Below are 26,913 nucleotides of genomic sequence, written 5' to 3' on the forward strand. Positions count from 1 at the left end.
TTCCCGTTATTTCGGGGGCCCGAAGTCCGGCATCGCCGGCATTTCGATCTGCGGGATCTCGATCTTCACGTTGGACGTATCCACAGCCGTGTTGTCGATCCAGTAAGTCACGAGACCGGGCCAGTAGATCACGATGATCACCAGGATGATCTGCATCCCGACCCATGGCAGGGCGCCAAGATAGATATCGCGGCTCTTCACTTCGGGCGGTGCAATGCCGCGCAGATAGAACAGTGCGAAGCCGAACGGCGGATGCATGAATGACGTCTGCATGTTCACGCAGAGCAGCACGCCGAACCAGACGAGATCGATGCCGAGCTTGGCCGCGACCGGAGCCAGCAACGGGATGATGATGAAGGCGATCTCGAAGAAGTCGAGAAAGAACGCCAGGAAGAACACGAAGATGTTCACGAAGATCAGGAAGCCGATCGCGCCGCCGGGCAGGCCGGTGAGCAGATGCTCGATCCAGCGCGCACCATCCATGCCCTGGAAGACGAGGCTGAAGCAGGTCGAGCCGATCAGGATGAACACCACCATCGAGGTCAGGCGCATGGTCGATGTCATCGCCTGGTCGATCAGCGGCCAGGTAAGGCGGCGATGTAGTGCGGCGAGCACCATCGCGCCGACCGCGCCCATGGCGCCGGCTTCGGTGGGCGTCGCGAGGCCGAGGCCAATGGTGCCGAGCACGAGGAAGATCAGCACGATCGAGGGGATCATGCCCCACAGCACACGGCTGATGAGCTTCCAGTTCATGGGCTCGCGCGCATGTTCCGGGATCGGCGGCATCGCGCTCGGCTTCAGGATCGACAATACGACGATATAGAGAATGAAGATCACGACCTGGATGATCGAAGGGCCGATGGCGCCGAGATACATGTCGCCGACCGAACGGCCGAGCTGGTCGGCGAGTACGATCAGCACCAGCGACGGAGGGATGAGCTGCGTGATGGTGCCCGATGCGGCGATGACGCCGGTGGCGAGCTTCATGTCGTAGCCGTAGCGCATCATGATCGGCAGCGAGATCACGCCCATGGCGATGACCGAAGCAGCAACGGTGCCGGTGATGGCACCGAGCACGGCGCCGACGAGGATCACCGCATAAGCGAGGCCGCCGGGGATCTTGCCGAACAGCTGGCCGGTGCCTTCGAGCAGGTCTTCAGCAAGGCCGCAGCGCTCGAGGATCGCGCCCATGAAAGTGAAGAACGGGATCGACAGCAGCAGGTCGTTCGAGATCGTGCCGTAGAAGCGGAACGGCAGCGCCTGCAGGAAGGACGGATCGAAGTGACCGGTGAAGATGCCGAGAATGCCGAAGAACAGGCCGACCGCGGCCAGCGAGAAGGCGACCGGGAAGCCGAACACCATGAAGCAGATCATGGTGCCGAACATCAGCGGGGGGAACACGCCGTAGGAAAACATCGGTGGTCCTGACTATCGAACTGGTTCTATCGAACGGATTGGTCGAAATGCGAGAGGCTGAAAAAGCGAACGCCGCTATTGCAGCGGCGCTTCGTAATGGGTGTCGATCTTGACGACGCCGGCGAGCGCGGCGATGCGCTTGGCGAGTTCGGCCACACCCTGCAGTAGCAGCAGACCAAAGCCGAGCGGCAGCACAAGCTTCACCGGCCACAGGATCAGGCCGCCCGCATTGCTGGAGACTTCCTGCGAATTCCAGGAATTCAGGAAAAACGGGAACGTCATGTAAGTGAGGTATGTCATCGCCGGCAGCAGGAAGATGCAGAGGCCGATGATGTCGATCCACAGCCGCGCGCGATCGGAGACGGCCGAATAGAGCAGATCGACGCGCACATGCTCATTGAGGCGCAGTGTCTGCGCCGCGCCGAAGAACACGATGCCCGCGAACATGTACCACTGGATTTCGAGCCAGCCGTTCGACGAATAGTTGAAGAGATAACGGATCGTGGCGTTGCCGGCGCTGACGAGGCAGGCAAGCAGCACGAGCCACTTGGCGATGAAGCCGAACACATCGCTCAGTGCATCGATCGCACGTGTGAATTTGAGTACGTCCACAGTTCCCCCCGAAAGTCGCCCCGCTGTCCGCTCATCACGTCTTTCTCACTGAGAAAGCGCAGCTTTTTCCGCTGGGCGAAAGAATTCGGCGGCACCATTTCAGCGCGTCATGCAATCGTCAATCGGAAATTGACGGTTTGTCGCAGGCCATTGGTCGAGGGGGAAGGACGGAGCACCGCCGGTGGGTTACCCCCCGGTCACGCTCATATGCCGGCTGACGCTCGGCCGGTTGTGGCGGCGATCGATGATGAAATCGTGCCCCTTCGGCTTCAGGCCGATGGCGCGGTCGATCGTGGCGTTCAGGAGGTCGTTGTCGGCGGAAGCCCGCAGCGGCTTGCGGAGGTCGGAGGCATCCTCGTGGCCCAAGCAGGTATGGATCGTTCCGGTGCAGGTGATGCGCACGCGATTGCACGCCTCGCAGAAATTATGGGTCATCGGCGTGATGAAGCCGATCTTGCCGCCAGTTTCAGCAACGCGAACATAGCGGGCAGGACCGCCGGTATCGTCGGGCAGATCGGTCATCGTGAACTGACTGGCGAGGCGTGCGCGCAGCATAGACAGCGGCACATACTGGTCGATACGGCCTTCGCCGATATCGCCCATCGGCATCACTTCGATCAGCGTCAGCGCCATATCGCGGCCGTGGGCCCATTCGATCAATGAGGGGATCTCGTCCTCATTCATGTTCTTCAAGGCGACGGCATTGATCTTCACGGCCAGGCCCGCAGCCTGCGCCGCGTCGATACCGGCCAGCACCTTGTTGAGGTCGCCCCAGCGCGTAATGGCGCGGAATTTCGCGGGATCGAGCGTGTCCAGGGAGACGTTGATGCGCTTCACGCCGCAATCCGCGAGCTCAGCGGCATATTTGGACAACAGCGAGCCATTGGTGGTCAGCGTCAGCTCTTTCAGCGCGCCGGTCTTGAGGTGGCGCGACAGCGAACGCACGAGGCCCATGACGTTGCGCCGGACAAGCGGTTCGCCGCCAGTGAGCCGCAGCTTGGTAACGCCCTTGGCGATGAACGCCGAGCAGAGCCGGTCGAGCTCTTCCAGCGTCAGCAGGTCGGCCTTGGGCAGGAACGTCATGTCTTCCGACATGCAATAGAAGCAGCGCAGATCGCAGCGATCGGTCACCGAAACACGCAAATAGTTGATCCGCCGGCCGAACGGGTCGGTCATGGCAGAGGAGGCCAGGGCGGGGCTCAACTCGGAGACGGTCATTCAGATGCCTGACTGCAAAACACGGGTTGCTCGCGCGGCGAAAAACGCCGCACGTTCAATCTAGTCACGTGTTGCAGCTGGCACAATCACGCCAACGTATATGTTTGGTGGATCAGCGAGGCGCGGGGAACGGCGAGCCCGCCGCAGATGCGGCGGCCGCCGGGGCCGCGGCAGGCGCTGCTGCACGCTTGGCAGCCTTGCGGGCGCGGCGTGGCGGCGTCGCAGGCTGCAACTCGGCGACGACCGGGCTGGGATCGACCGTGGTTCGTGCCGGCGAGGTGAAATCCCCGGGGACGCGGGTGACGGTCACCGGAACTGTCATCGGCTGGAATTTTGCGAGGGTAAAGGTTGCACTGAACCCGGTTTCCGTCGCCAGAGGCAGCGAGCACGGGGTCTTGCAGCTCGGGCCAATGGACGTGACCACCTCTGCGCCGGGCGGAACCGAGTCGAATTGTACGGTAACCGGTTCCGGTGCCGATTTGAATGCGTCCATGGAGAACGAGGTGCAACCGGCCAGGCTCAGGCCTGCCGCTGCCAAAACTATTACTCTACGCATGGGTATATCCGTCACGTTTTGCGGCTAGCCGCCATCCCCCGGCAACCATAGGAGCGTCGCACATATGACGCAACACGCAGGCCGCTTATAGTTAATTGATGGTTAATGAAGTCGCCGAACAACCTGAGAAACTCAATTATCTGAACAGGCTAGGCGAGGCGGCGTGGCAACAGGCGGTCGACAGTCGCCGGTAGATCGCGGAAATGGTCGATCACGATGTCGGGCTTGAGCTCGATAATCGGGACATCGGTATAGCCGAATGTAACGCCGATCACCGGGACATTGGCCCGCCGCGCCACACCGACATCGGGGCCGGCATCGCCGACCATGACAACGGACGACATCACGCCACCGGCACGCGCTACCGTCTGCTGCAGGATGACAGGATCGGGCTTCGCGACGCCGAACGTGTCGGCGCCGCAGATCGCCGCAAATCGGTTGGTCAGCTCCAGCTTGTCGAGCAGCAGCTTCGACAGCCATTCCAGCTTGTTGGTGCAAACCGCGAAGCGGTAGCCACGCCCCGCCATTTCGTCGAGCGCCGCAATCAGGCCCTCGAAGGGGCGCGACTCGTCGGCGATATGCTCCGCGTAATAAGCGATGAAATCCTCGGTCAGGCGTGTGACCTCGTCCGGGGTCATTTCCCGCCCCTCAAGCTCGAGCCCGCGTTCGATCAGGCGCCGGGCGCCCTGGCCGATCATTTTCCGCGCGGATTCCAGCGGGACGGGGGCCAACCCCTCCTGATGAAGCACATGATTCAGCGCGCTGATGAGATCAGGGGCGGTATCGACGAGGGTACCGTCGAGGTCGAAAACGACGAGGGGAGCTTGGGTCATGAGCGGATCGCTACCGGTCCGCGGCCGATCCCGCAAGGGGGGCGGACGTAGCCCAGCATCCCCCTGGGAATGCAGGCCTGCATTCCCAGGGAAAGCACGCCCTTCGCCCTGTTCCTTGCCCCCAAACGTCGCTAGATATGCGGCGCATCCCGTCCGCGGGACCGATTGTGAACCGCAAGGACCGCTGCGCCGATGAATATGGACGAGCTGAAACGACAGGCTGCCGCCAAGGCGCTCGAACATGTGCGTGATGGCATGAAGCTCGGACTCGGCACGGGATCGACAGCGAAGCACTTCGTCGAACTGCTCGGTGAACGCGTGGCGGGCGGTCTCAAGGTTATTGGCGTTCCGACGTCTGAGGCCACGCGGGCCGATGCGCAGCGTTGCGGCGTGCCGCTGACCACACTCGACGAGGTCGATCGGCTCGATCTCACGGTCGACGGTGCCGACGAAGTCGATCCGGCGCTGAATCTCATCAAGGGCGGCGGCGGCGCATTGCTGCGCGAGAAGATCGTGGCGGCGGCGTCCGACCGCATGATTGTCATCGCCGACGATTCCAAATGGGTGCCGACCCTCGGCCGCTTCCCGCTGCCTGTGGAAGTGATCCCGTTCGGCCTGTCGGCCACGCGCCGCGCGATTGCCGATGTGTTCGCCAAGTGCGGCCTATCCGGCGAAATGGCCATTCGCAGCGGCAAGGACGGTCATGCTTTCGTCACCGATGGCGGCCACTGGATCATCGACGCCCGGCTCGGGACCATCACCGATGCGCCCCGACTGGCCGGGCTGCTCGGCGCCATTCCGGGCGTGGTCGAGCACGGTTTGTTTATCGGCCTGGCAAGCACCGCCATGCTGGCAGGATCGCAGGGAATTCGCGTTTTCGAGCGTCCGTAACGGCGCAATCAAGGAGAATTGGAATGAAGAAGCTCTCGCACATGCTGCTGTCCGCTGGTCTAGCGCTCAGCGTTGCAGTGATCGCGCTGCCGGTCTCCGCGCAGCAGGCGTCTCCAGAAGGACAGGCGCGGCCGATCAAGCCGGCGTCGCCAGCTGCGATCGCTTACGCCAAGGAAATTCTGGCGATGAAGAACGCCAGCGCGATGTATGCCAATGCCGTGCCGAACATGGTTCAGCGCGTCAAGGATTCGCTGCTGCAGAGCAATCTGAACTATCAGAAAGATCTCAATGAGGTCGCCATCACCATCGCGCAGACGATGGCCGGGCGCGACAAGGAGATCACCGAGCAGATGGCGAAGATCTATGCCAGCGACTTCACAGAGGCGGAGTTGAAGGACCTTGCGACTTTCTACAAGTCGCCGCTCGGCCAGAAACTTCTGGTGCAGGAGCCCCAGTCGATTTCCGCCAGCATGACCTATATGCAGCAGTGGGCGCAGCAGTTTTCGGAGCAGGTCAACGGCCTGTTCCGCGCTGAAATGCGCAAGCGCGGCAAGGAAATCTAAGGGCGTAAGCTGAGGCCCGTCATCCCGGGTCTCAGCCCCCAGTTCGGAGCGATCATGGCTGACGTCGACGTCGATCTGTTTGTCATTGGTGGTGGTTCTGGCGGCGTGCGCGCCGCCCGTATCGCTGCCGGCTACGGCGCGAAGGTCATGGTGGCCGAGGAATATCGCTTCGGCGGCACCTGCGTGATCCGCGGCTGCGTGCCGAAGAAGCTGATGGTCTATGCCTCGCATGTCCAGCGCGAGATCGACGATGCCGCCGGTTTCGGTTGGACGATCCCGACGGCGACGTTCGACTGGTCGACCTTCATCGCCAACAAGGACAAGGAGATCGCCCGGCTCGAGGGCGTCTATCAGTCCAATGTGGAGAAGACCGGCGCGACGACCGTCAAGACCCGCGCAGTGTTCGAGGATCCGCACACGCTGCGCCTCGGCACCGGCGAGACGGTGAACGCCAAGCATATCCTGATTGCGACCGGCGGCGCGCCCAATCATGGGCCGGCGATTCCCGGCATCGAGCATGTGATTTCCTCCAACGAGGTGTTTCATCTGCCTGAACTGCCGAGGCGCATCGTGATCCAGGGCGGCGGCTATATCGCGCTCGAATTTGCCTGCATCTTTGCAGGATTGGGCTCCGACGTGACGGTGATCTATCGCGGCGACAACATCCTGCGCGGCTTCGATGAAGACGTGCGCGCCCATGTCCGCAGCGAGATGGAAAAGGATGGCATCACCATCCTTACCGGCTGCACGGTGACCAAGGTCGAGAAACACCGGCACGAATTCACGACGCATCTGTCCAGCGGCGCAAGCATCGCGTCCGATCAGGTGTTGTTCGCGATCGGGCGCAATCCGAACACCGCCAATCTCGGCCTCGAGAAGGCTGGCGTTGCGCTCAAGCCCGCCCATGGCGGCATCATCGTCAACGAGTTCTCGCAAACCAATGTGCCGCATATCTACGCGGTCGGTGACGTCACCAATCGCGTCAACCTCACGCCGGTGGCGATCCGCGAAGGCCACGCGTTTGCCGATACGGTGTTCGGCAAGAAGACCGTGAAGGTCGATCACAGCAATATCCCGACCGCGGTGTTCACGCAGCCGGAAGTCGGCACCGTCGGCATGAGCGAAGGAGAGGCGCGCGCCACCTTCAGTCACGTCGATATCTACAAGACCAATTTCCGGTCGATCAAATCGACGATTTCCGGCAGCGAAAGCCGGGTGCTGATGAAGCTGGTGGTCGATGGCGCGACGGATATCGTGGTCGGCGCCCATATCGTCGGACCGGAGGCGGCCGAACTCATCCAGGTGCTGGGCATCTGCGTGAAGCTGAAGGCGACCAAGGCTGACTTCGACGCCACGGTGGCGGTGCATCCGAGTGCGGCCGAGGAGCTGGTGACGATGCGCACGCCCACCGCACGCTACGTGCGCGAAGCCGCGGAATAGTTTGACCAGGGCGTCGTCGTTGCGATCGTAGGATGGGTAGAGCGTCTTCGCGAAACCCATCGCTTTCACCGAAGAGATTGATGGGTTTCGCTGCGCTCTACCCATCCTACGATCTGCGCTATTTCTCCATCTGGATCCATTCGGCAGCGCCGCGCCACAGCGTGTCGCGGTGCTCCGGTCGGAAGAAGCCGAAATGGCCGACCTTTTTCGAGCCGGCCTCGATAGGGCGGATACTGTCGATCTCCGGCTTGATCGACGTGAAGCCGGCGCAGAGCATTTCGACGGCGGCGCGTGTGGCCCATGGATCGTCTGAGAAGCTCAGGGCCCGCATCTCGCCGCGGTAGCGCGGAAAGTTCACCAGCGCCCTGAGCTTGCTGTCGTCGAAGAAGTAGCGATCGCTGGTGACCCAGCCCGCCCATTCCAGAAACACGTCGCGTGGCAGATCGTAGCCAAGGCCTATCCTGCCGGGCGCATAGCCGATGACGCGCGCCAGCGGCGCGCCGACGAATTTCATGAGCGCATAGATGCGGTAGCCCTCAGGCGGCGTCATCAGCCGCCAAGTGCCGGCCTGTGCCGCGATGAGCAGGGCGCGCGACACCTCGGAATTGTTGGGGATCAGGCCGAGTGCCTGACCGCCGAAGGAATGCCCGACAAAGGCAAGTGGCATTGCCTTGTAGCGCTCGCGCATCCAGGTCACCGCGGCGGTAACATCGAGCGCAGCCCAGTCGGTCATGGACGCCTTGAAGCCGACCAGCGCGTTCGACCGGCCGGACAGGGGATCGGCCTTGGGCCGCGAATCTCCGGTGCCGCGATAGTCATAGGTCAGCACGGCGCAGCCGCGGCTGGCGAGGTAGCTGGCGAAGCCTCTGTAGATTTTGCGGGGAACGGCGGTTGCGGAATTGATCAGAACCGCGTGGGTGCGGGCGCCGCGGGGCAGGTACAGCGTCGCGCCCAACGAATAGCCGTCGGTCGCCTGGAAGGTGATGTCATCGGCAAAAGCGTCGTCCAGTGCAGCCTCCGACACCGCAGTTTCTCCCATGGTGTCCCATATGTTCCTTGCCCGGGCCTAGCAAATGCGAATTCGGCTTTGGCTGCAAGGGCTTGGGGCGCAATGTGGATTTCGAACTGGCGATCCCCATCTACGCTGTGTATAACGCGGCCTCCGCAGCCATAAAGCGCGGTTTTCAGGAGAGAAGTGATGTCCGAGCGGTGGACGCCCGATAGCTGGCGCGGCAAGCCCGTGCTGCAAATGCCGGAATACCCGGATCTCAAGGCCCTTGGCGATGTCGAGGCGCAGCTTGCCACGTTTCCGCCGCTGGTTTTTGCAGGCGAAGCCCGCAATCTGAAGAAGTCGCTCGCCCGCGTGGCTGCCGGCGAAGCCTTCCTGCTGCAGGGCGGCGATTGCGCCGAGAGCTTTGCCGAGCATGGCGCCAACAATATCCGCGATTTCTTCCGCGCCTTCCTGCAGATGTCGGTGGTGCTGACCTATGCCGGCGCGCTGCCCGTGGTGAAGATCGGCCGTATCGCCGGCCAGTTCGCCAAGCCGCGGTCCTCGCCGATGGAGAAGCTCAACGGCGTGGAACTGCCGAGCTATCGCGGCGACATCATCAATGACATCGCCTTCACGCCAGAATCGCGCGTGCCCGATCCACAGCGCCAGCTGATGGCCTATCGCCAGTCGGCGGCGACGCTGAATCTGCTGCGCGCTTTCGCGACCGGCGGTTTCGCCAATCTCGGCAGCGTGCATCAGTGGATGCTCGGCTTCCTGAAGGATTCACAGCAGTCGCGCCGTTACAAGGAACTGGCCGACCGTATCTCGGACGCGCTGAACTTCATGCGCGCCTGCGGCCTCAATCTGGAAAGCCATCCGGAACTGCGTTCGACGGATTTCTACACCAGCCACGAAGCGCTGCTGCTCGGTTACGAGCAGGCCTTCACGCGCGTCGATTCCACGACGGGCGACTGGTACGCGACCTCCGGCCACATGATCTGGATCGGCGACCGCACGCGGCAGCTCGATCATGCCCATGTGGAATATTTCCGCGGCATCAAGAACCCGATCGGCCTGAAGTGCGGCCCGTCGCTGAAGCCGGATGAACTGATCAAGCTGATCGACGTCCTCAATCCGGACAATGAGCCCGGCCGCCTGACGCTGATCAACCGCTTTGGCCACGAGAAGGTTGGGGAGCATCTGCCGGGCTTCATCCGCGCGGTGCAGAAGGAAGGGCGCTCGGTGGTATGGTCGTGCGATCCGATGCACGGCAACACCATCACGTCGAATTCCGGCTACAAGACCCGTCCATTCGATCGTATCCTGTCGGAAGTGAAGTCGTTCTTCCAGATCCATGCCGCCGAAGGCACCCATCCGGGCGGCGTGCATCTGGAGATGACCGGCCAGAACGTGACGGAATGCACCGGTGGCGCGCGCGCCATTTCGGATGAGGACCTCAACGACCGCTACCACACGGTCTGCGATCCGCGTCTGAATGCCGAGCAGTCCATCGACATGGCGTTCCTGATCGCCGAATTGCTGAAGACGTCCCGCGTCGACAGGGCGGAGCCGCTGCCGGTGGCATCGGGTCTCTAAACTTGTCGCGCCTCTGGCGGGCCTGCATCAACACCTGGAATGGCCTGACCTTCGCGACGCGATCGGAGCAGGCCATTCGCGAGGAGCTGTTTGCACTGCTCCTCGCGGTGCCTTTGTCGTTTCTCATCGGGACCACCGCAGCGCGTCGGCTCGAGCTGGTGGCGGTGGTTTTGCTGCTGCTCACCGTCGAACTGCTCAACACCGCCATCGAGAAACTGGCCGACCGGCTCACTACCGAACACGATCCGCAGATCGGGCGTGTGAAGGACATGGGATCGGCGGCCGTCGGCGTCGCACTTGTGATCGCCGGCATGACCTGGCTGTATGCGCTCGGTGAGCGCATAGGCATCTTCTAATCCTGCAGTTGCGAAGGATGAGCCGGTAGGCTTGGATGTTTCCATGACAGAATTGACGCGCTTCACCGTCACACTCGCCCAGCTCAATCCCATCGTCGGTGACATCACCGGCAATGCCGCCAAGGCGCGCGCTGCGCGGGCGCAGGCCAAAGCCGACGGCGCGACGCTGATCGTGTTTCCTGAATTGTTCATCGCCGGCTACCCACCGGAAGATCTGGTGCTGAAACCGGCATTTCAGGCGGCCTGCCGCGCGGCCATCGAGGAGCTGGCGCGCGAGACCGCGGACGGTGGTCCGGCTGTGTTGATCGGCTCGCCCTGGGTCGATGGCGGCAAGCTCTACAATGCCTGCGCGCTGCTCGACGACGGCCGCATCAGCGCGATCCGTTTCAAGGTCAATCTGCCGAATTACGGTGTGTTCGACGAGAAGCGCGTCTTCGCGCGCGGCTCGGTCTCGGGACCCGTCACCATCCGCGGCCTGCGCGTCGGCGTACCGATCTGCGAAGACACCTGGATGGAAGAGTCCGCCGACTACGAAGACGTGGTCGAGACGCTGACCGAGACCGGCGCCGAAATCCTGATCGTGCCGAACGGTTCGCCATATGCCCGCGGCAAGACGGATCTGCGCTTGTCGGTGCAGGTCGCCCGCGTCACCGAGAGCCATTTGCCGATGGTCTATCTCAACCAGGTCGGCGGTCAGGACGAACTGGTGTTCGACGGCGCGAGCTTTGTGCTCAATGCCGACCGCTCGCTGGGTGCGCAATTGCCGTCCTTCACCGAGAGCGTCACAACGCTGACATTCGAGAAGATCGACGGCCACTGGCGCTGCGACGGACCGATCGCACCGGTACCGGAAGGCGACGAGGGCGACTACGCCGCCTGTGTGCTTGGCTTGCGCGATTACGTCAACAAGAACGGCTTCCCCGGCGTGCTGATGGGCATCTCCGGCGGTATCGACTCCGCGCTTTGCGCCGCGATCGCCGTGGATGCGCTCGGCGCCGACCGCGTGCGCGGCATCATGCTGCCATTTCGCTACACCGCACAGGTGTCGCTCGACGATGCCGACAAGCTCGCGAAGGCGCTGGGTTTCCGTTACGAGATCCTGCCCATCGCCGATGCGGTCAACGGCTTCGAGAAGATCCTTGCCGATACCTTCAAGGGTCTCGCGCGCGACATCACCGAAGAGAACCTGCAGGCGCGCACCCGTGGTACGCTGTTGATGGCCGTCTCCAACAAGACCGGCGCGATGGTCGTGACGACCGGCAACAAGTCGGAAATGTCGGTCGGCTACGCCACGCTCTATGGCGACATGAATGGCGGATTCAATCCGATCAAGGATCTCTACAAGACCCAGGTGTTCCGTATCTCGACCTTGCGCAATTCATGGAAGCCCGAAGGCGCGCTCGGTCCCGATGGCGAAGTGATCCCCAACAACATCATTATCCGTCCGCCCACGGCCGAACTGCGCGAAAACCAGACCGACCAGGACTCGCTACCCCCCTACGATATTCTCGATGGTATTCTCGAACGCCTCGTCGAACGCGAAGAGCCGCTGTCGGAGATTGTCGCGGCCGGTTACGAGAAAGACGTTGTGACGCGCATCGATCGGCTGCTCAACATCGCCGAATACAAGCGCCGGCAGGCGGCACCGGGCGTGAAAGTGACGCGGAAGAACTTTGGCAGGGATCGCCGCTATCCGATCACCAACAAGTTTCGCGATCTGGCCAATCCGTTGCCGAAGCCGGACGAAGATCTTGTCACGCGCGCCAGCAAGGGCTCGGCGGAAGCGTTCGACGGCTAGAACGCGCGCCGCCTAACGCGGCGCGTTATTTGGCAGGAATTGCGGGCCGACGGTCCGGATCTGGCCAGGAGTGGACGGCGCCGCCGGTTGCGCGGGCGTAGCTGCTGCAGGCGCATCGGTCGCCGCACCCTTCTTCAATGCGGCGGGTGTGCCCTTGGCCTGCGGCTGCGACATCCGCTTGGCACGTTCCTCGGTGACGATGATGTCGCCATTCTCCGCTGCCGATTTGTCGTCGACATTCTTCAACGCCTCGGACCAGGTCTGGCCTTGCGCCTTGCAGGAGCACGACGGATTGAATTCGGTGCGATACTTGAAAGCGTTCGGCGACGACGAATAGGGCTGCCCCGAAACCGAGACGGCCGAGTTCATGTCTTCGCCGGGATTGCGATAGGTGAACAGGTTGGCGTCGGAGGCCGGGCAGAGATTCTTGCAGGTTCGCTCGTCATCGCCGAAACGCGCCGGGATCGTCGCGAACGAGATCGGGAAATAGAAGCCATCGCAGGTGCGCACGCAGACGGTCCGATAGGTGCCGGACGGAACGGGGCTCATATTGCCGTCCAGCGGCGGTGCGCCGGGGCTTGGCTCGTTGTTGCCGAACAGATTGCTCAGGAAACCGCCGGGGCCTGAGTTCTGCGGCGCGGCGCGCTGCGCAGCGGCGGCGTATTGCGGGCCGCAATTGTTCTGCGCGAGGGCCAGCAGCACCGAGCGGCGCTGGGTATCACGGTCCGAACTGCCGGGCGTGCCGACGCGCAGACGTTCGAGATTGCTGGTGATCTGATCCAGATTGCCGCGCATCTGCTGGATCTGGTTGTTGACCGGACCGCATTGCTGCGACTGGCCATTGAACAGCGAGAAGAAGCCGGAACTGTCGCAGCCCATCCGCTTGGCCTGCGCCGAGACGCGGTCGAGCTCGCTTTGCTGTTTGGACGCTGCGTCCTCATAGCGGCGAAGCTGTTCGGCGCGCGCGGGATCGAGGCCGTTGCCGCGATCGATGGTCGCAAGCTGCGCCTCGAGGCGCCCGCACATCGGATTGGCGGAGCCCTGCTGCTGCGCCTGGCTCGGCGGATAGACCTGCTGCGCGGGATAGCCCGGGGGCGGTCCGTTCTGCGCCGATGCAGGAGTGCCCAGCGACAGCGCACCAACCAGTGCGGCACCAACGAAAGCCCAGCGAGAAAGGGAAGCAGTCACAGTGTCAGACATATCCGGCCAATGCGCGAGTCAGAAGCGAGCGAGACAGAAACAAGCGGGGTGGTGCGGCATCGCGCGTCGATACCGCCGCCAACCTCTCGCCGACGTTGCCAGACGCGCGCGATGAAAATGCGGCGGCGAACGCGGCTTTCCATAGCTGCTTCTCGCGGCGGGGTCACGTCGTTTCCGGGGCCTCACTGTGGCCGCAAGCGTGACGCAAGAAAGTCGCAAGCCGCGGGATGTCAGCGCTGGCAGGTAATCGCAACGAATTCGTCGCATTTGCCATGATGGCAGGCGCTGCCTGACGTCGGGACCGAGCCGGTCACTTCATCGGGATCGACGCGGCGATAGGCGACTGCCTGGTCGAAGGCGCGCGATTTGCAATAGGACAGGGCGGCATGCGCGCCGCACTTCTCGCCGCGGGCGAGGCACTGGTCGATACCGTAACCGTCAGACTGGTTGGCGATGATGAAGACGCGAGAATCGGCAAAGGCCGAGGAAGCGGCCAGAACAAATGCCGCCGTCAGAACGACTGAAATGGATTTCATAACTCACCGAATGAATGAGGAAATTCGCCCTCATTCGATACGCCCCAAAGATTAATAATCATTAACCATGGGCGGGGTAGCGATGGATTGAGGCCGAAATCAGCCCTTTGCGGCATAGTTCCACACCCTTGACGGGCCACCTGGGGTTGCCCCATGGTGCCCCGATGAACGGTTCTCTCGCCATTTGTGGCATTTGCCGCGAGATTAAGAGCTAGCGATTCGCTGGCTGAGGCCGTCTTTTCTCACACGAGATCAATCTCAAGAGGGATGAGAGGACGCCCGGCCGCTAGGGACGGACATCCATGGAACTGCGCCTTTACGACACCCTGACCCGCGAGAAGCGCGTCTTCACGCCGATCGATGCCGACAATGTCCGGATGTATGTCTGCGGGCCGACGGTCTACGACTTCGCCCATATCGGCAATGCGCGCCCGGTCATCGTGTTCGACGTGCTGTACCGGCTGCTGCGATACGTCTACGGAGTCGACAAAGTCACCTATGTCCGCAACATCACCGACGTCGACGACAAGATCAACGACCGCGCGTTGCGCGACTTTCCCGGGCTGCCGCTGAACGAGGCAATTCGCAAAGTCACCGAAACGACCGCCAATCAGTTTCAGGCCGACGTCGCAGCGCTGGGCTGTCTGTTGCCGACAGTGCAGCCGCGGGCGACGGACTTCGTGCTGCCGCGGCCCGACGGCAAGACCGACATGGTGACGCTGATCAGGGAATTGATCGCGCGCGGCCACGCCTACGAGGCTGCGGGCGAAGTGTTGTTCGACACCCAGTCGATGGCCGACTATGGCGCACTCTCCGGCCGCAAACTGGAAGACCAGCAGGCCGGTGCGCGCGTCGCAGTAGATGCGCACAAGAAGCATCCGACCGACTTCGTGCTGTGGAAGCAGTCATCCGCGGAAGAGCCCGGCTGGGACAGCCCGTGGGGCAGAGGCCGTCCGGGCTGGCACATCGAGTGCTCGGCAATGGCGGAGGCCTATCTCGGCACGATCTTCGACATTCATGGCGGCGGTCTCGACCTGATCTTCCCGCATCATGAAAACGAAATCGCCCAGTCGCGCTGCGCCCATGGCACGCATGCGATGGCGAATTACTGGATGCACAACGGCTTCCTGCAGGTTGAAGGCGAGAAGATGTCGAAGAGCCTCGGCAATTTCTTCACGATCCGGGAATTGCTGAATGACTGGCCAGGCGAAGTGTTGCGCCTGAACATGCTGAAGACTCATTATCGCTCGCCGATCGACTGGACCGTGAAGGGTTTGGAAGAGAGCGCCAAGACACTCGATGACTGGTATTGGGTCGCGGCGGATGCAACAGGTGGCGACGTCTCCGACAAGGTGATGGAGCCGATGTTCGACGATCTGAACACGTCGCTGGCTGTTGCAGCGCTGCACGGTCTTCGCAACAGTGCGGCCGCAGGCAATGACGGCGATCGCAGCCAGTTTGCAGCGTCGTTGCGTGCGCTCGGTTTCCTGTCGGAAACGGCTGCTGCATGGAATGGACGCAAACAACAGGCCAGCGGGATCGATGCAGCAAAGGTCGATGGTTTGATTGCGGATCGCACAGCCGCGCGGGCCCGCAAGGACTTCAAGGAGTCGGATCGTATTCGCGACGAACTTGCCGCCATGGGCGTCGTCATCAAGGACTCGAAGGAAGGCACCACCTGGGAGATCGCGCGATGAGCCGACCCGACACACCGTTTCCAAAGCACTGGAAATATTACATCGCGCTGAAATGGGCGCTGATCGTCGGCGCGATCGCGCTGGCACTGAAGCTGGTGGATTTCTGGTGAGCGCGATGGGCGAGGCGAAACCGGCACTGCGGCCGTTCCTGCCGGATGACACCGCGATTGCGGCTGCGATCTATGTGGCCAGCATCGAGGAATTGACGGGGGAAGACTACAGCGAAGCGCAGCAGGAAGCCTGGGCCGCCACAGTCGACGACGAGGTGGCCTTCGGGAAGCGGCTGGCGTCGCAACTCACGCTGATTGCGACATTGGACGGCGTGCCGGTCGGCTTTGCATCGCTGAAAGGCGCCAACCACATCGACCTGCTTTACGTGCATCCGAATGCCGCCTTGCGCGGTGTTGCATCACTGCTGATCGATGCGATCGAGAGGCTCGCTGGTGCGCGCGGCGCCAAGCTGCTGACCGTGGATGCCAGCGACACCGCCGAGCCCTTCTTCAAGAAACGCGGCTACATCCCGACACAGCGCAACAGCGTGCCGCTGAATGATGAGTGGCTTGCCAACACCACGATGCAGAAGACGCTGGGCGAATCCGGGGCCGCCTAAATCGAAGAAGGCTGGGGGAAGACCGATGATCGATCACATCTCTATCGCGGTCAGCAATCTCGAACGTGCCGTGCCCTTCTACGAGCGTAGTTTCGCGCCGCTTGGCATGACCCGGCTGGTAACACGGCCGGCAATGGTTGGGTTCGGCACTTCCTATCCGGAAGTCTGGATTAATCTGCGTGCAGGCATGGCACCGCTACCGCTTGATAGCGGTGTGCATCTTTGCCTTCGCGCGAAGACGACGGATGAGGTTAATGCGTTTTATGCGGCAGCCATCGCCGCAGGCGGCGTCTCGGAAAGCGCGCCCTCGCTCCGGCCGCATGATCGCGTGCGCTACTATGCGACTTTCATCGCCGATGCCGATGGCAATCGTATCGAGGTGGTGACGTTCCCGAAAGACGACGCCACCACGTCGTAGAAGGCCTCAGAGCCGCGTCGCGACGTCGGGAGCCAGCTTCTTGGCTTCGTCGGAAGCCAGCGCCGCAGCGGTGCGGAGCCGGGGTAGGATGTCTTCGGCACGGTCGGCCGTCAGCACGTCCAGCGGCAGTGTCGGCCGGATGAAGGCGGTCGAGCGCATGTGTTTGAGCAGCTCGAGCAGCGGCTCCCAGAAGTTATCGATATTGGCCATCAGGATCGGCTTGCTGTGGCGGCCGAGCTGCTGCCAGGTGAGCTGTTCGACCAGCTCTTCCAACGTGCCGATGCCGCCGGGCAGGGCGACGAAGGCGTCCGATCGCTCGAACATCAGCCGTTTGCGCTCATGCATGTCGTGGGTAACGATCAGCTCCTGGGCGGCGGTCAGCGCGTTTTCGCGCTTGGTCAGGAATTCCGGGATGATGCCGGTGACCCGGCCGCCATTGTCCAGCACGGACTTGGCGACCGCGCCCATCAGGCCGATGGAGCCGCCGCCATAGACCAGGCCGATGCCTTGCTCGGCCATAATCTTGCCGAGCGCGACCGCTGATTCGACGAAACTGGGATTGGTACCGGGGCCGGAGCCGCAATAGACGCAGATCGTTTTAATTGTGCTCATAGATTTCATGTGGCACTGCGGGATAACAGCGTCAAGACACGGAATGAACGTGATACGGGAAATTCCTGCCCGGGACACCTCTCCGCAGGGAAAAGAATGCTCCGCGAGGGTGCGACGTTCCGGCAAAGCGCCTATATGCATTCTAATGAAATCGACCTCCATTTTGAGCCGGCCCCGGGCCGCAGCTCCGTTCGTTCCAGGCGCCGTGCATGTCTGATTCCGATCCTGCGCTGAACGACGAGACAGTTCCTAACCCGGCCCATATCGAACGCGGCACGCTGTTCGGAACGCTCGCCCATTTGTGGCCCTATATCTGGCCGGGCGACCGCGACGACCTGAAGATGCGCGTCGTCTGGTCGATGCTGCTGCTACTGGTCGCCAAGGCGGCCACACTGACAGTGCCGTTCACCTTCAAATGGGCGATCGATGCGCTGACCGGTGCCGATACGGCTCCGGTCCAGTCCTCGAACTGGACGCTGTGGCTGATCGCATCGCCGGTCGCCATGACCGTCAGCTACGGCGCAATCCGCGTACTGATGGCGATCTTCACGCAGTGGCGCGACGGCATCTTCGCCAAGGTGGCCATGCATGCAGTGCGCAAGCTGGCCTATCTCACTTTCGTCCACATGCACGAACTGTCGCTGCGCTTTCATCTGGAGCGCAAGACCGGTGGTCTGACGCGCGTGCTCGAACGCGGCCGCGCAGGCATCGAAGTCATCGTGCGGATGGTGATCCTGCAACTGGTGCCGACCATCGTCGAGCTGTTGCTGGTGATGGGGGTGCTGCTGTGGCAGTTCGACTGGCGCTATGTGCTGGTCGTGGCAATCACCGTGGTCGTCTACATGTACTATACGTATCTGGCGACCGAGTGGCGCATCGCCATCCGCCGCAACATGAACGAGTCCGATACCGAAGCGAATACCAAGGCGATCGACTCGCTGCTGAACTATGAGACAGTCAAATATTTCAGCGCCGAAACGCGCGAGGCCGAACGCTATGACAAGACCGTCGAGCGTTTCGAGCGCGCCAGCGTCAAGACCTATACGTCGCTGGCTGTGCTCAATACCGGGCAGGCGATCATTTTCACGCTCGGTCTGACATCGACGATGCTGATGTGCGCGGTCGGCGTGCGCAACGGCACCCACACGGTGGGCGATTTCGTCATGATCAACGCCATGATGATCCAGCTCTACCAACCGCTGAATTTCATGGGCATGGTGTATCGCGAGATCAAGCAGGCGATCATCGACATCGAGAAGATGTTCGGTGTCCTGAACCGCAATCCGGAGGTGAAGGATATCTCCGACGCCAAGCCGCTGCTGGTGACATCAGGCGCTGTGCGCTTCGACGACGTGCGTTTCGCCTATGACCCGGAGCGGCCGATCCTGAAGGGGCTCTCCTTCGAGGTGCCGGCCGGCAAGACCGTCGCCATCGTCGGCCCGTCGGGCGCCGGCAAGTCGACGATCTCGCGGCTGCTATTCCGGCTATACGATGTGTCGGGCGGCACAATCTCCATCGATGGCCAGAACATCCGCAATGTCACGCAGGCCTCGTTGCGCCAGTCGATCGGCATGGTCCCGCAGGACACAGTGCTGTTTAACGACACCATCCGCTACAACATTCGCTATGGCCGTTGGGACGCGACGGACGAAGAGGTCGAGGAAGCCGCCCGCATGGCGCAGATCGACCCGTTCATCCGGATGTCGCCGAAGGGCTACGAGACCGAGGTCGGCGAACGCGGCCTGAAACTCTCCGGCGGCGAGAAGCAGCGCGTGGCCATTGCACGGACCGTGCTCAAGGCGCCGCCGATCCTGCTGCTCGACGAAGCGACGTCGGCGCTCGATAGCCATACCGAGCAGGAAATCCAGGACGCGCTGGAGAAGGTCTCGCAGGGTCGCACCTCGCTGGTGATTGCGCATCGGCTGTCCACCATCGTCGGCGCCGACGAGATCATTGTGCTCGATCAGGGCCGTATCGCCGAGCGCGGTACCCATGGCCAGTTGCTGGCGGCGGGCGGTCTCTATGCCAGCATGTGGAACCGGCAGCGCGAGGCCCAGGAGGCCCGTGAGCGGCTGGCCCAGATCGGCGACGATGCCATCGCCCCCAATCGCACCCCGCCGCCGGTCGATGACGACCGGCTGATGACGCCTGACGCAGCGGAATAATCTCTGCTAAAGCAGGGCCAGATTCTGCCCGAACCCAGGTTTTAAGCACCCATGTCCATCGCAAATTCCATCCGTGGTCAGATCCCGCCGATCCACAAGGAAGGCTATCCGTTCATTGGCGCTTTTGCGCTGGCGAGCCTGGTGCTGTTCTGGATTTGGACGCCGCTGGGCTGGATCGGCACGGTGCTGACCGTCTGGTGTGCACTGTTCTTTCGCGATCCGGTGCGCGTGACCCCGACCCGCGAGGGTGTCGTGGTGTCGCCCGCCGACGGGAAAGTATCGATGGTGCAGCCGGTGCTGCCACCGGCCGAACTCGGCCTCGGCGATCAGCCACTGCTGCGCATTTCGGTGTTCATGAGTGTCTTCAACGTCCACGTGAACCGCAGCCCGGTGGCTGGCAGGATCGAGCGCATTGCCTATCGGCCGGGCAAGTTCATCAATGCTGAGCTGGACAAGGCCAGCGAGGACAACGAGCGCAATTCGCTGGTTATTTCGACCCCCGGCGGCCGGATCGGCGTGGTGCAGATCGCCGGGCTTGTGGCGCGCCGGATCGTATCCTTCGTGCGCGAGGGCCAGACCCTGAGCGCCGGCGAGCGCTTCGGCCTCATTCGCTTCGGCTCCCGGCTGGATATCTACCTGCCGGAAGGCAGCAAGGCGCTGGTGGCCGTGGGGCAGACCGCGATCGCCGGCGAGACCGTGCTGGCCGATTTCCGGATCGGTGACGGCGGCCGCACCTACCGCGTCGATTAACCCCGATTTCCTGCCGCTTTCGGCGGCAGGACGCCACAATGGCGGAGCAGGGTGGGATTTGCTAGGATCACGCCATGCAAATGCCTCCTGACCAGTCTCCCGAGACGCGCCGCCGCCGGTTCCGGACCATTCCGATCCGGATGCTGGTGCCGAACATGATCACGCTGCTGGCGATCTGCGCCGGCCTGACGGCGATCCGCCTGTCCACCGAGGGGCGGATGGAACTTGCTGTGGCGGCCATCGTGTTCGCCGCCGTGCTCGATGGCGTTGACGGCCGTGTCGCCCGCATGATCAAGGGCCAGTCCAAATTCGGCGCCGAACTCGACAGCTTGGCTGACTTCGTCAATTTCGGCGTGGCGCCTGGCCTTATCCTGTATTTCTGGCAGCTCCACGATCTCAGCAATGCTGGCTGGATCGCCGCGATGGTGTTTGCCATCGCCGGCAGTCTGCGGCTGGCGCGTTTCAACGCCACCATGGACGATCCGGACAAGCCGGCCTTTGCCGCGAACTTTTTCACGGGCATGCCGGCGCCGCTGGGCGCGCTCACCGTGATGCTGCCGATCTATCTGGGCTTCCTGGGCACGCCGATGCCGCCGGCCATCCTGACGACCCTTTACACGCTGCTGGTCGGCTTCCTGATGGTGTCGCGGCTGCCGGTGTTCTCCGGCAAGGCCGTGAACATGCGGGTGCCGCGCGAGTTGGTGCTGCCGGTGTTCGTCGGCGTCGTGCTCTTCATCGCGCTGCTGATCGGCTACCCCTGGCACATCCTGTCGGCGCTCTCGATCATGTATCTGCTGAGCCTGCCGCTGGGCTGGAAATCGTATCGCGATCAGGAACGCGCGCTCGCCGCGCAGTCGGTGGTCCCTGTCGATCCGGCGGCGCCCAATGCATCGCCGCCCTATACGCCGGGTGCACCTGAGATCGCACCGGATGATCGGCCCGCACGCCTGAACTGATTATCCATCTCGCGAACAATTCATGCAGCCGCTTTCCCCCGCGATAGCAGCCACGACGAAAGCGGCTGCATTTCGTTTTGGGCATGCACTGAAGTCGGCTATATCCGAAGTCACTCAGCGACGACGACGTCCCGCGAAGACGGGATGCGATAATCACCCACAGGAGAAACGCCGTGACGAATTCCGCGACCGGTCCGCTGCCCGCATCCGTTCTGGAAGCACTGGGCCGCTACGACACGCCGACCATCTGCAATGCGATGGAGATCGTCGCCCCCGATCGCCGGCTGATCGGCTACACCACGCGTCCGCTGGTTTGTCCGTTTCCCAATCTGCCGCCCATCGTCGGCTATGCGCGCACCGCGACCATTCGCGCGACCATGGCGTCCGGTCTGCCTGCCGCGGAGCAGAAGGCGCGGCGGCTCGCTTACTACGACTATGTCGGTACGGGCATCGGTCCGCGCATCAGCGTGATCCAGGATATCGACGGGCCCGACGCGGGCTATGGCGCGTTCTGGGGCGAGGTGAACAGCGCCGTCCACAGGGCGCTCGGTTGCCTCGGTGTGGTCACCGATGGTTCGATCCGCGATATCCCGCAATGGGCACCGGACTTCCAGGCGCTCGCCGGCACGATCGGTCCGTCGCATGCGCATGTGCATGTGAGCGAGTTCGGCAATGAAATACGCGTTGCCGGCATGAGTGTCCGTTCGGACGATCTAATCCATGCCGATCAGCACGGCGCGGTTGTGATCCCGCTCGATGTCGCCGCGAAACTGCCGGAAGCGGCAGAGCTATGCGGGCGGCGGGAGACACCCATTCTCGATATCGCGCGCAGTCCGTCATTCACGCTCGAGAAGCTGAAAGAGGCGATGGCGCGCTCGTCGGAAATACACTGAAATCCGGGTCTATTAAGACTAACGATAAAGGTTAGATGCCGATCAACCCGAACCAGCTCCGGTTGCTTGCGCGGCCGGAGGGCTTCGGGCTAACTGCCCGTTCTGCCGTGGAGACGGGTATTGGAGACGGTATTGCCTCAGACCAAGGATATGAAGAAAGCCTGGAATGAGCGCGCAAATCGTGACCCGTTCTTTTACGTCGAGACCGAGTTGTGGGATCACGATCCCGAAAAATTCTTCGCACTCGGTCGCGAACGCGCGACGCTGCTGATCGACCCTTTTCTCGCAAAATATGCAGTTGATCCCGTCGGCAAGACGGCGGTCGATATCGGCTGCGGTGTCGGACGTTTCACGCAGGCACTTGGCCGGCGTTTCACCAGGGCTGTTGGCATTGATGTGTCCGACGTCATGGTGGAAAAGGCCAAGGCGGCGGCAGCGGCGTTCAGCAATCTCGACTTCGTCGCCGGCAATGGCGTCGTGTTTCCCTTAGCGTCCGAAACTGCGGATTTCGTGTGGTCATATGAGGTCTTTCAGCACATGCCGTCGCATGACGTCGTGAAGGCCAATCTAGTCGAGGTTGCCCGCATCCTGCGTCCATCCGCGCTTGGACTCATTCACTTCCGAACGGCGCACGAATATCCGACGATCCTCTGGCATATCGCCAAGTTCGTCCCGACACCTGTCATCCAGAGGATCAAGGCGCTGCTCGGCAAGGATCCGCTGACGGCGGATACGTCGTGGCGCGGTGCAAAGCCGTTGCCGAAGAATACGATCGCCGACTTCTGCGTGGCCGCCGGCCTCAAGCCGATCGAGTTTCTCGATGACCCGACCCACGCGCCGGGGTCACGTACCTTCGTGGTCGTCCAGCGCGCTGTTTGACGCCGCACAATCATCCTCAATCTGTCTGCTGAACGAACTTTCCGTATCGTTCCACGCGTGCTCGCACGTCATTAATCTGTCGTTAATGAACCGTGAAGCGGTAACGCGTCCTTAATCGCAGTATCGCTAAGGTACCTTCGCGCGGCCTGATCTCGAGGCGTGCCGCCGTCCAGGACGGGCGTCGTTCGATACGTGTATAGCGTCGGAGTTGACATGGATATCACAACACTCGTCGGTTTTGTCGCTGGCATCATTGTGCTGTGTACCCTGGTCCTCATGGGCGGCAGCTTCGGGATGTTCTACGACATCCACGCCGTCATCATCATTTTCGGCGGTTCGTTTGCTGCGACTCTGATCCGCTTTCCGCTCTCGTCCATCCTTCATGGCATTCCGCTCGGCGCCAAATTTGCGTTCACGCTGAGCCGCCTGAACGCTCGTGATCTCGTTGACGAACTCGCACGCATCGCGGAAATCGCGAGGAAGCAGGGACCGGTCGGACTCGAAAAAGTCGAAACTGATGACGCATTCCTCGCCAAGGGAATCCGCTTCGTTGCCGACGGTTACGACCTCGAATTCATCCGCGACAATCTTGAGCGCGACCGCGACAATTTCCTCATGCATCTCGACGAAGGCTCGAAGATCTACCGCGCCATCGGCGATTGCGCGCCGGCCTTCGGCATGATCGGCACGCTGCTTGGCATGGTGCAGATGTTCTCGAACATGTCCGATCCGTCCAAGCTCGGCCCGTTCATGGCCGTCGCGCTGCTCGCTACATTGTACGGCGCTATCGTCGGCAACCTGATCTGTCTGCCCATTGCCGACAAGCTGCACGTCAAGGTGCTCGATGAGGAGACCAACCGCACGCTCATCATCGACGGCATCCTGATGATCCGCGACTCGAAGAGCCCGGCGCTGGTCCGCGAAATGCTGCTGGCCTATCTGCCCGAGAAGCACCGCCATGACGAAAGTGAGCCGGTCCCAGCGTAACACTGGAGGCAGGCTCGGAGCACGTCCGATGGCGAAGAAAAAACGCGGAGAAGCACACGGCGGCCATGGCTGGTTCGTGACCTTCGCCGACCTGATGGCGCTGCTGCTCAGCTACTTCGTCATGCTGGTGGCATTCTCCAGCCCTGATGGCGCCAAACTCAAGATCGTTGCCGGCTCGGTTCGCGAAGCATTCGGCGTGCAATCCGATGCGCGTTATTCAGGTGTGATCGAATCCGATGGTCTGCCGACGCGCGGTCAGACGAAGAACAAGGACCATGTGTCGCCGGACGATGCGTCGAACATCACCAGTCCGAGCGAGAAGGGCGGCCGTCCCGCGGGCGCCAAGCTGAAGATGGACCGCGAATTCGCGCTCGCCTCGGCATCACTGCGGCAGGCGCTGCAGGACATGCCGGAGATCAACGAGATCTCCAAGAACATCATGTTCGAGGAGACCAAGCAGGGCCTCAATCTGGAAATCATCGACCAGAACGGCCGCTCGATGTTTGCTGACGGATCCAAGGTTCCCTATGAGCGCACACGTCTGTTGCTGCAGAAGCTCGCCGGGCCGCTGAAGGCAACACCGCTGCGCGTGGCTATCGTCGGTCACACCGCCGCGGGCTTCGTGCCGGCGCGCAGCGAATACGATGCATTCGATCTGTCGGCCGATCGCGCCAATGTCGTTCGGCAGATTCTGGAACGCGAAGGCCTGCCGTCGTCCCATATCTTCTCGGTGTCGGGCAAGGCAGACAGCCAGCCGCTATTCCCCGATGATCCGACCATGGCTGCCAACCGGCGGGTGACCATTACGCTGATGCGGGAAGACCCTCCGCTGCCGCCAAACCTCAAGCCGTAAAACAGTCAATTCCTTTTTTACTGCTCCAGCCTCTTTTTTTGCTGGGCAATGCCGATTTTTGCTGCGCTCCCGATAAGCGATCTGCGGCAGGATAGGCTAGTGTCCCGGTTGACTGGCATTGCCCGGCGCGCCATAGCCGGGTCCGGATTGTCCAGAGGCGTTACGAGCAGAATGGCCGTTACGGAAACAACAGGCGAGGGACCGATCGAAGTTCCGGTTCATACCGGCTTCTGGTCGCTTACGGTCGGCAGTATCGGCGTCGTGTTCGGCGACATCGGAACGTCGCCGCTTTACGCATTCCGCGAGGCGGTACACGGCGCGACTCATGGCGCGCCGGTGACGCCCGTCATCGTGCTCGGCGTGCTCTCGCTGATCCTGTGGGCGCTGTTCATCGTCGTGACAGCCAAATATGTGCTGTTCCTGCTGCGCGCCGACAACAATGGCGAGGGTGGAACACTGTCGCTGATGGCGCTCGGCCAGCGTGCCTTGGGTCGGCGGAGCTTGCCGCTGATGGTACTGGGCGTGATCGGCGCCTCGATGTTCATCGGCGATTCCATGATCACTCCGGCGATCTCGGTGCTCTCGGCGGTGGAAGGCCTCAAGCTCAAGGCACCTGCGCTCGAACCTTACGTCGTGCCGGTCACGGTCGCGATTCTCGTCGTGCTGTTCTCGGTACAGCGGATTGGCACCGCCAAGGTGGCCTCCGCCTTCGGTCCGGTGATGATCATCTGGTTCACGGCGCTGGCGCTGATGGGCGCCTCGCATATCTTCGATGATCCGACGGTGCTGAAGGCGATCAATCCGTATTATGCCGTGCAGTTCATGCTGACCCACGGGACCATCGGTCTGGTGACCCTGGGCGCAGTCTTCCTGGCCGTCACCGGCGGCGAGGCGCTCTATGCCGATCTCGGCCATTTCGGTCGCAGGCCAATTCAATACGGCTGGTTCTTCTTCGTGCTGCCGGCGTTGATGATCAATTATTTCGGGCAGGGCGCGCTCGTGCTGTCGAACCCGGCCGCGATCGAAAATCCGTTCTATCGGATGGCACCGGAATCGATGCTGTTGCCGTTGATCGCGCTGGCGACGGCCGCGACCGTGATTGCGAGCCAGGCCGTCATCACAGGAGCATATTCGCTCGTGCGTCAGGCGGTGCAGCTCGGCCTGTTGCCGCGTTTCGAAGTGCGCTTCACCTCCGAGACCCATGCCGGCCAGATCTATTTGCCTCGGGTCAATCGTCTGCTGCTGATTGGTGTGCTGCTGCTGGTGCTGCTGTTCAAATCGTCGAGTGGTCTGGCCTCGGCCTATGGCATCGCGGTCTCCACCACCATGGTGGCCGATGGCATCATGGGCTTTGTGGTGATATGGAAGCTGTGGAACTGGAAGGCCGCGACTGCCGCGGCGATCATCGCGCCGCTGGTGTTCGTCGATCTGGCCTTCCTCAGTGCCAATCTCCTGAAACTGCTGGAAGGCGCCTGGGTGCCGCTGCTGTTCGGCGTACTGATGGCCGGCATGATCTGGACCTGGCGCCGCGGCGCGGCGATCCTGATCACCAAGACGCGCCGTATCGAAGTGCCGCTGCGCGATCTTATCAAGAGTCTGGAAAAGCGCCCCCCGCATATCGTGAAGGGCACCGCGGTGTTTCTCACCAGCGATCCCGAATTCGTGCCGACGGCGCTGCTGCATAATCTGAAGCACAACAAGGTTCTGCACGAACACAATGTGATCCTGACCATCGAGACTGCGCAAACGCCGAAGGTCGATCTGGCCGAACGCGTTCGCATGGAGAATATCAGCGACAAATTCTCGATGGTAAAGCTGCGCTTCGGCTTCATGGAATCGCCGAACGTGCCCAAGGCGCTCGTCGTCGCGCGTAAACTCGGCTGGCAGTTCGACATCATGGCGACGTCGTTCTTCGTGTCGCGGCGCTCGCTGAAGCCGTCGGCGCAATCCGGCATGCCGCTGTGGCAGGACCATCTGTTCATCGCGCTCAGCCGTTCGGCGAACGACGCCACCGACTATTTCCAGATCCCCACCGGACGCGTGGTGGAGGTCGGTACTCAGGTGACGATCTAAGCATCTTTTGTCAT

General features: G+C 62.1%; 26 protein-coding genes. 17 read left to right on the plus strand and 9 right to left on the minus strand.

What is annotated here, in order from left to right; genetic code table 11:
* Positions 1-6 precede the first annotated feature (6 nt).
* From AB8B20_RS00235 to AB8B20_RS00255, 5 genes are all read right to left on the minus strand, one after another.
* Positions 7-1,416: a TRAP transporter large permease gene (locus AB8B20_RS00235; protein ID WP_093758926.1), complete on the minus strand. Its 1,410-nt coding sequence runs from the start codon at positions 1,414-1,416 to the stop codon at positions 7-9.
* A 75-nt stretch (positions 1,417-1,491) separates the two neighbouring features.
* The gene (locus tag AB8B20_RS00240; RefSeq protein WP_089267141.1) at positions 1,492-2,028 is read right to left on the minus strand and encodes a TRAP transporter small permease subunit; all 537 of its coding nucleotides are present in this window, start codon (positions 2,026-2,028) and stop codon (positions 1,492-1,494) included.
* A gap of 186 nt (positions 2,029-2,214) precedes the next feature.
* Entirely contained in the window at positions 2,215-3,246 is a 1,032-nt protein-coding gene (gene moaA, locus AB8B20_RS00245) for a GTP 3',8-cyclase MoaA (protein WP_175367385.1), read from the minus strand.
* A 112-nt stretch (positions 3,247-3,358) separates the two neighbouring features.
* On the minus strand, positions 3,359-3,802 hold the full coding sequence (locus AB8B20_RS00250; RefSeq protein ID WP_089267143.1) for a hypothetical protein: 444 nt from the start codon (positions 3,800-3,802) through the stop codon (positions 3,359-3,361).
* A gap of 149 nt (positions 3,803-3,951) precedes the next feature.
* Complete coding sequence (locus tag AB8B20_RS00255) at positions 3,952-4,635, minus strand: HAD family hydrolase (protein WP_184515680.1); 684 nt, start codon at positions 4,633-4,635, stop codon at positions 3,952-3,954.
* Between the two features lie 192 nt (positions 4,636-4,827).
* Here AB8B20_RS00255 and rpiA point away from each other — a divergent pair, with 192 nt between their 5' ends.
* The 3 genes from rpiA to gor are packed head-to-tail and all read left to right on the plus strand — an operon-like array spanning position 4,828 to position 7,529.
* On the plus strand, positions 4,828-5,526 hold the full coding sequence (rpiA, locus tag AB8B20_RS00260) for a ribose-5-phosphate isomerase RpiA (protein WP_184515683.1): 699 nt from the start codon (positions 4,828-4,830) through the stop codon (positions 5,524-5,526).
* Between the two features lie 23 nt (positions 5,527-5,549).
* The gene (locus AB8B20_RS00265; protein ID WP_093758922.1) at positions 5,550-6,089 is read left to right on the plus strand and encodes a DUF2059 domain-containing protein; all 540 of its coding nucleotides are present in this window, start codon (positions 5,550-5,552) and stop codon (positions 6,087-6,089) included.
* Between the two features lie 54 nt (positions 6,090-6,143).
* Positions 6,144-7,529 carry a glutathione-disulfide reductase gene (gene gor, locus AB8B20_RS00270; protein WP_439071247.1) on the plus strand — a complete coding sequence of 462 codons (1,386 nt, stop codon included), beginning with the start codon at positions 6,144-6,146 and terminating at the stop codon, positions 7,527-7,529.
* A 118-nt stretch (positions 7,530-7,647) separates the two neighbouring features.
* Here gor and AB8B20_RS00275 read toward each other — a convergent pair whose 3' ends face one another.
* Entirely contained in the window at positions 7,648-8,568 is a 921-nt protein-coding gene (locus AB8B20_RS00275; protein WP_309944529.1) for an alpha/beta hydrolase family protein, read from the minus strand.
* A 159-nt stretch (positions 8,569-8,727) separates the two neighbouring features.
* On the opposite strand from AB8B20_RS00275, the gene AB8B20_RS00280 reads away from it, so the two are divergent.
* Genes AB8B20_RS00280 through AB8B20_RS00290 form a run of 3 tightly spaced genes read left to right on the plus strand, consistent with a single transcriptional unit; the run spans position 8,728 to position 12,270 of the window.
* A complete protein-coding gene (locus AB8B20_RS00280) occupies positions 8,728-10,116 on the plus strand; it encodes a class II 3-deoxy-7-phosphoheptulonate synthase (RefSeq protein ID WP_184515692.1) in 1,389 nt (462 codons plus the stop codon).
* A gap of 2 nt (positions 10,117-10,118) precedes the next feature.
* Positions 10,119-10,472 carry a diacylglycerol kinase gene (locus tag AB8B20_RS00285; RefSeq protein ID WP_120291006.1) on the plus strand — a complete coding sequence of 118 codons (354 nt, stop codon included), beginning with the start codon at positions 10,119-10,121 and terminating at the stop codon, positions 10,470-10,472.
* Positions 10,473-10,515: 43 nt separating this feature from the next.
* Positions 10,516-12,270, plus strand: coding sequence for an NAD+ synthase (locus tag AB8B20_RS00290; protein ID WP_439071249.1), 1,755 nt, complete (start codon positions 10,516-10,518; stop codon positions 12,268-12,270).
* Between the two features lie 12 nt (positions 12,271-12,282).
* Here AB8B20_RS00290 and AB8B20_RS00295 read toward each other — a convergent pair whose 3' ends face one another.
* Together AB8B20_RS00295 and AB8B20_RS00300 are read right to left on the minus strand one after the other, a co-directional pair.
* Entirely contained in the window at positions 12,283-13,470 is a 1,188-nt protein-coding gene (locus AB8B20_RS00295) for a DUF2865 domain-containing protein (RefSeq protein ID WP_439071251.1), read from the minus strand.
* Between the two features lie 230 nt (positions 13,471-13,700).
* Positions 13,701-14,006 (minus strand): hypothetical protein, encoded by a 306-nt coding sequence (locus AB8B20_RS00300; RefSeq protein WP_089267154.1) that lies wholly within the window; start codon positions 14,004-14,006, stop codon positions 13,701-13,703.
* Between the two features lie 302 nt (positions 14,007-14,308).
* On the opposite strand from AB8B20_RS00300, the gene cysS reads away from it, so the two are divergent.
* The 3 genes from cysS to AB8B20_RS00315 all read left to right on the plus strand — a co-directional run bounded on the left by cysS (position 14,309) and on the right by AB8B20_RS00315 (position 16,731).
* Positions 14,309-15,703, plus strand: coding sequence for a cysteine--tRNA ligase (gene cysS / locus AB8B20_RS00305; RefSeq protein WP_439071252.1), 1,395 nt, complete (start codon positions 14,309-14,311; stop codon positions 15,701-15,703).
* A 115-nt stretch (positions 15,704-15,818) separates the two neighbouring features.
* Positions 15,819-16,313, plus strand: a complete 495-nt coding sequence (locus AB8B20_RS00310; RefSeq protein ID WP_231081152.1) for a GNAT family N-acetyltransferase — start codon at positions 15,819-15,821, stop codon at positions 16,311-16,313.
* A gap of 25 nt (positions 16,314-16,338) precedes the next feature.
* Positions 16,339-16,731: a VOC family protein gene (locus AB8B20_RS00315; protein WP_439071254.1), complete on the plus strand. Its 393-nt coding sequence runs from the start codon at positions 16,339-16,341 to the stop codon at positions 16,729-16,731.
* 6 nt (positions 16,732-16,737) lie between these two features.
* On the opposite strand, the gene AB8B20_RS00320 is transcribed toward AB8B20_RS00315, so the two are convergent.
* Positions 16,738-17,343 (minus strand): TIGR00730 family Rossman fold protein, encoded by a 606-nt coding sequence (locus AB8B20_RS00320; protein WP_089267321.1) that lies wholly within the window; start codon positions 17,341-17,343, stop codon positions 16,738-16,740.
* Between the two features lie 209 nt (positions 17,344-17,552).
* Between AB8B20_RS00320 and AB8B20_RS00325 the strand changes: the two genes are divergently transcribed.
* From AB8B20_RS00325 to AB8B20_RS00360, 8 genes are all read left to right on the plus strand, one after another.
* Positions 17,553-19,508: an ABCB family ABC transporter ATP-binding protein/permease gene (locus AB8B20_RS00325; RefSeq protein ID WP_439071255.1), complete on the plus strand. Its 1,956-nt coding sequence runs from the start codon at positions 17,553-17,555 to the stop codon at positions 19,506-19,508.
* A 51-nt stretch (positions 19,509-19,559) separates the two neighbouring features.
* Positions 19,560-20,258 (plus strand): phosphatidylserine decarboxylase, encoded by a 699-nt coding sequence (locus AB8B20_RS00330; RefSeq protein WP_068730577.1) that lies wholly within the window; start codon positions 19,560-19,562, stop codon positions 20,256-20,258.
* Between the two features lie 80 nt (positions 20,259-20,338).
* Positions 20,339-21,214: a CDP-diacylglycerol--serine O-phosphatidyltransferase gene (gene pssA / locus AB8B20_RS00335; RefSeq protein WP_309946216.1), complete on the plus strand. Its 876-nt coding sequence runs from the start codon at positions 20,339-20,341 to the stop codon at positions 21,212-21,214.
* Positions 21,215-21,387: 173 nt separating this feature from the next.
* On the plus strand, positions 21,388-22,107 hold the full coding sequence (locus tag AB8B20_RS00340; RefSeq protein ID WP_309944514.1) for an RraA family protein: 720 nt from the start codon (positions 21,388-21,390) through the stop codon (positions 22,105-22,107).
* A gap of 132 nt (positions 22,108-22,239) precedes the next feature.
* Positions 22,240-22,986, plus strand: a complete 747-nt coding sequence (locus AB8B20_RS00345; protein WP_439071257.1) for a class I SAM-dependent methyltransferase — start codon at positions 22,240-22,242, stop codon at positions 22,984-22,986.
* A gap of 213 nt (positions 22,987-23,199) precedes the next feature.
* Positions 23,200-23,973: a motility protein A gene (locus AB8B20_RS00350; protein WP_068730581.1), complete on the plus strand. Its 774-nt coding sequence runs from the start codon at positions 23,200-23,202 to the stop codon at positions 23,971-23,973.
* 28 nt (positions 23,974-24,001) lie between these two features.
* Positions 24,002-24,826 (plus strand): OmpA/MotB family protein, encoded by an 825-nt coding sequence (locus AB8B20_RS00355; protein ID WP_068730582.1) that lies wholly within the window; start codon positions 24,002-24,004, stop codon positions 24,824-24,826.
* 171 nt (positions 24,827-24,997) lie between these two features.
* Complete coding sequence (locus AB8B20_RS00360) at positions 24,998-26,899, plus strand: potassium transporter Kup (protein ID WP_089267162.1); 1,902 nt, start codon at positions 24,998-25,000, stop codon at positions 26,897-26,899.
* The last annotated feature ends 14 nt before the right edge of the window (positions 26,900-26,913 follow it).

Source organism: Tardiphaga sp. 866_E4_N1_4, from assembly GCF_052076075.1.
Lineage (GTDB): Bacteria > Pseudomonadota > Alphaproteobacteria > Rhizobiales > Xanthobacteraceae > Tardiphaga > Tardiphaga robiniae.

Coding starts and splice junctions, on each gene's coding strand:
- AB8B20_RS00235 (WP_093758926.1), bottom strand. CDS start 1,416: ATGTTTTCCTACGGCGTGTTCCCCCCGCTGATGTTCGGCACCATGATC.
- moaA (WP_175367385.1), bottom strand. CDS start 3,246: ATGACCGTCTCCGAGTTGAGCCCCGCCCTGGCCTCCTCTGCCATGACC.
- AB8B20_RS00250 (WP_089267143.1), bottom strand. CDS start 3,802: ATGCGTAGAGTAATAGTTTTGGCAGCGGCAGGCCTGAGCCTGGCCGGT.
- AB8B20_RS00255 (WP_184515680.1), bottom strand. CDS start 4,635: ATGACCCAAGCTCCCCTCGTCGTTTTCGACCTCGACGGTACCCTCGTC.
- rpiA (WP_184515683.1), top strand. CDS start 4,828: ATGAATATGGACGAGCTGAAACGACAGGCTGCCGCCAAGGCGCTCGAA.
- AB8B20_RS00265 (WP_093758922.1), top strand. CDS start 5,550: ATGAAGAAGCTCTCGCACATGCTGCTGTCCGCTGGTCTAGCGCTCAGC.
- gor (WP_439071247.1), top strand. CDS start 6,144: ATGGCTGACGTCGACGTCGATCTGTTTGTCATTGGTGGTGGTTCTGGC.
- AB8B20_RS00275 (WP_309944529.1), bottom strand. CDS start 8,568: ATGGGAGAAACTGCGGTGTCGGAGGCTGCACTGGACGACGCTTTTGCC.
- AB8B20_RS00280 (WP_184515692.1), top strand. CDS start 8,728: ATGTCCGAGCGGTGGACGCCCGATAGCTGGCGCGGCAAGCCCGTGCTG.
- AB8B20_RS00290 (WP_439071249.1), top strand. CDS start 10,516: ATGACAGAATTGACGCGCTTCACCGTCACACTCGCCCAGCTCAATCCC.
- AB8B20_RS00295 (WP_439071251.1), bottom strand. CDS start 13,470: ATGTCTGACACTGTGACTGCTTCCCTTTCTCGCTGGGCTTTCGTTGGT.
- AB8B20_RS00300 (WP_089267154.1), bottom strand. CDS start 14,006: ATGAAATCCATTTCAGTCGTTCTGACGGCGGCATTTGTTCTGGCCGCT.
- cysS (WP_439071252.1), top strand. CDS start 14,309: ATGGAACTGCGCCTTTACGACACCCTGACCCGCGAGAAGCGCGTCTTC.
- AB8B20_RS00310 (WP_231081152.1), top strand. CDS start 15,819: ATGGGCGAGGCGAAACCGGCACTGCGGCCGTTCCTGCCGGATGACACC.
- AB8B20_RS00315 (WP_439071254.1), top strand. CDS start 16,339: ATGATCGATCACATCTCTATCGCGGTCAGCAATCTCGAACGTGCCGTG.
- AB8B20_RS00320 (WP_089267321.1), bottom strand. CDS start 17,343: ATGAGCACAATTAAAACGATCTGCGTCTATTGCGGCTCCGGCCCCGGT.
- AB8B20_RS00325 (WP_439071255.1), top strand. CDS start 17,553: ATGTCTGATTCCGATCCTGCGCTGAACGACGAGACAGTTCCTAACCCG.
- AB8B20_RS00330 (WP_068730577.1), top strand. CDS start 19,560: ATGTCCATCGCAAATTCCATCCGTGGTCAGATCCCGCCGATCCACAAG.
- pssA (WP_309946216.1), top strand. CDS start 20,339: ATGCCTCCTGACCAGTCTCCCGAGACGCGCCGCCGCCGGTTCCGGACC.
- AB8B20_RS00350 (WP_068730581.1), top strand. CDS start 23,200: ATGGATATCACAACACTCGTCGGTTTTGTCGCTGGCATCATTGTGCTG.
- AB8B20_RS00355 (WP_068730582.1), top strand. CDS start 24,002: ATGGCGAAGAAAAAACGCGGAGAAGCACACGGCGGCCATGGCTGGTTC.
- AB8B20_RS00360 (WP_089267162.1), top strand. CDS start 24,998: ATGGCCGTTACGGAAACAACAGGCGAGGGACCGATCGAAGTTCCGGTT.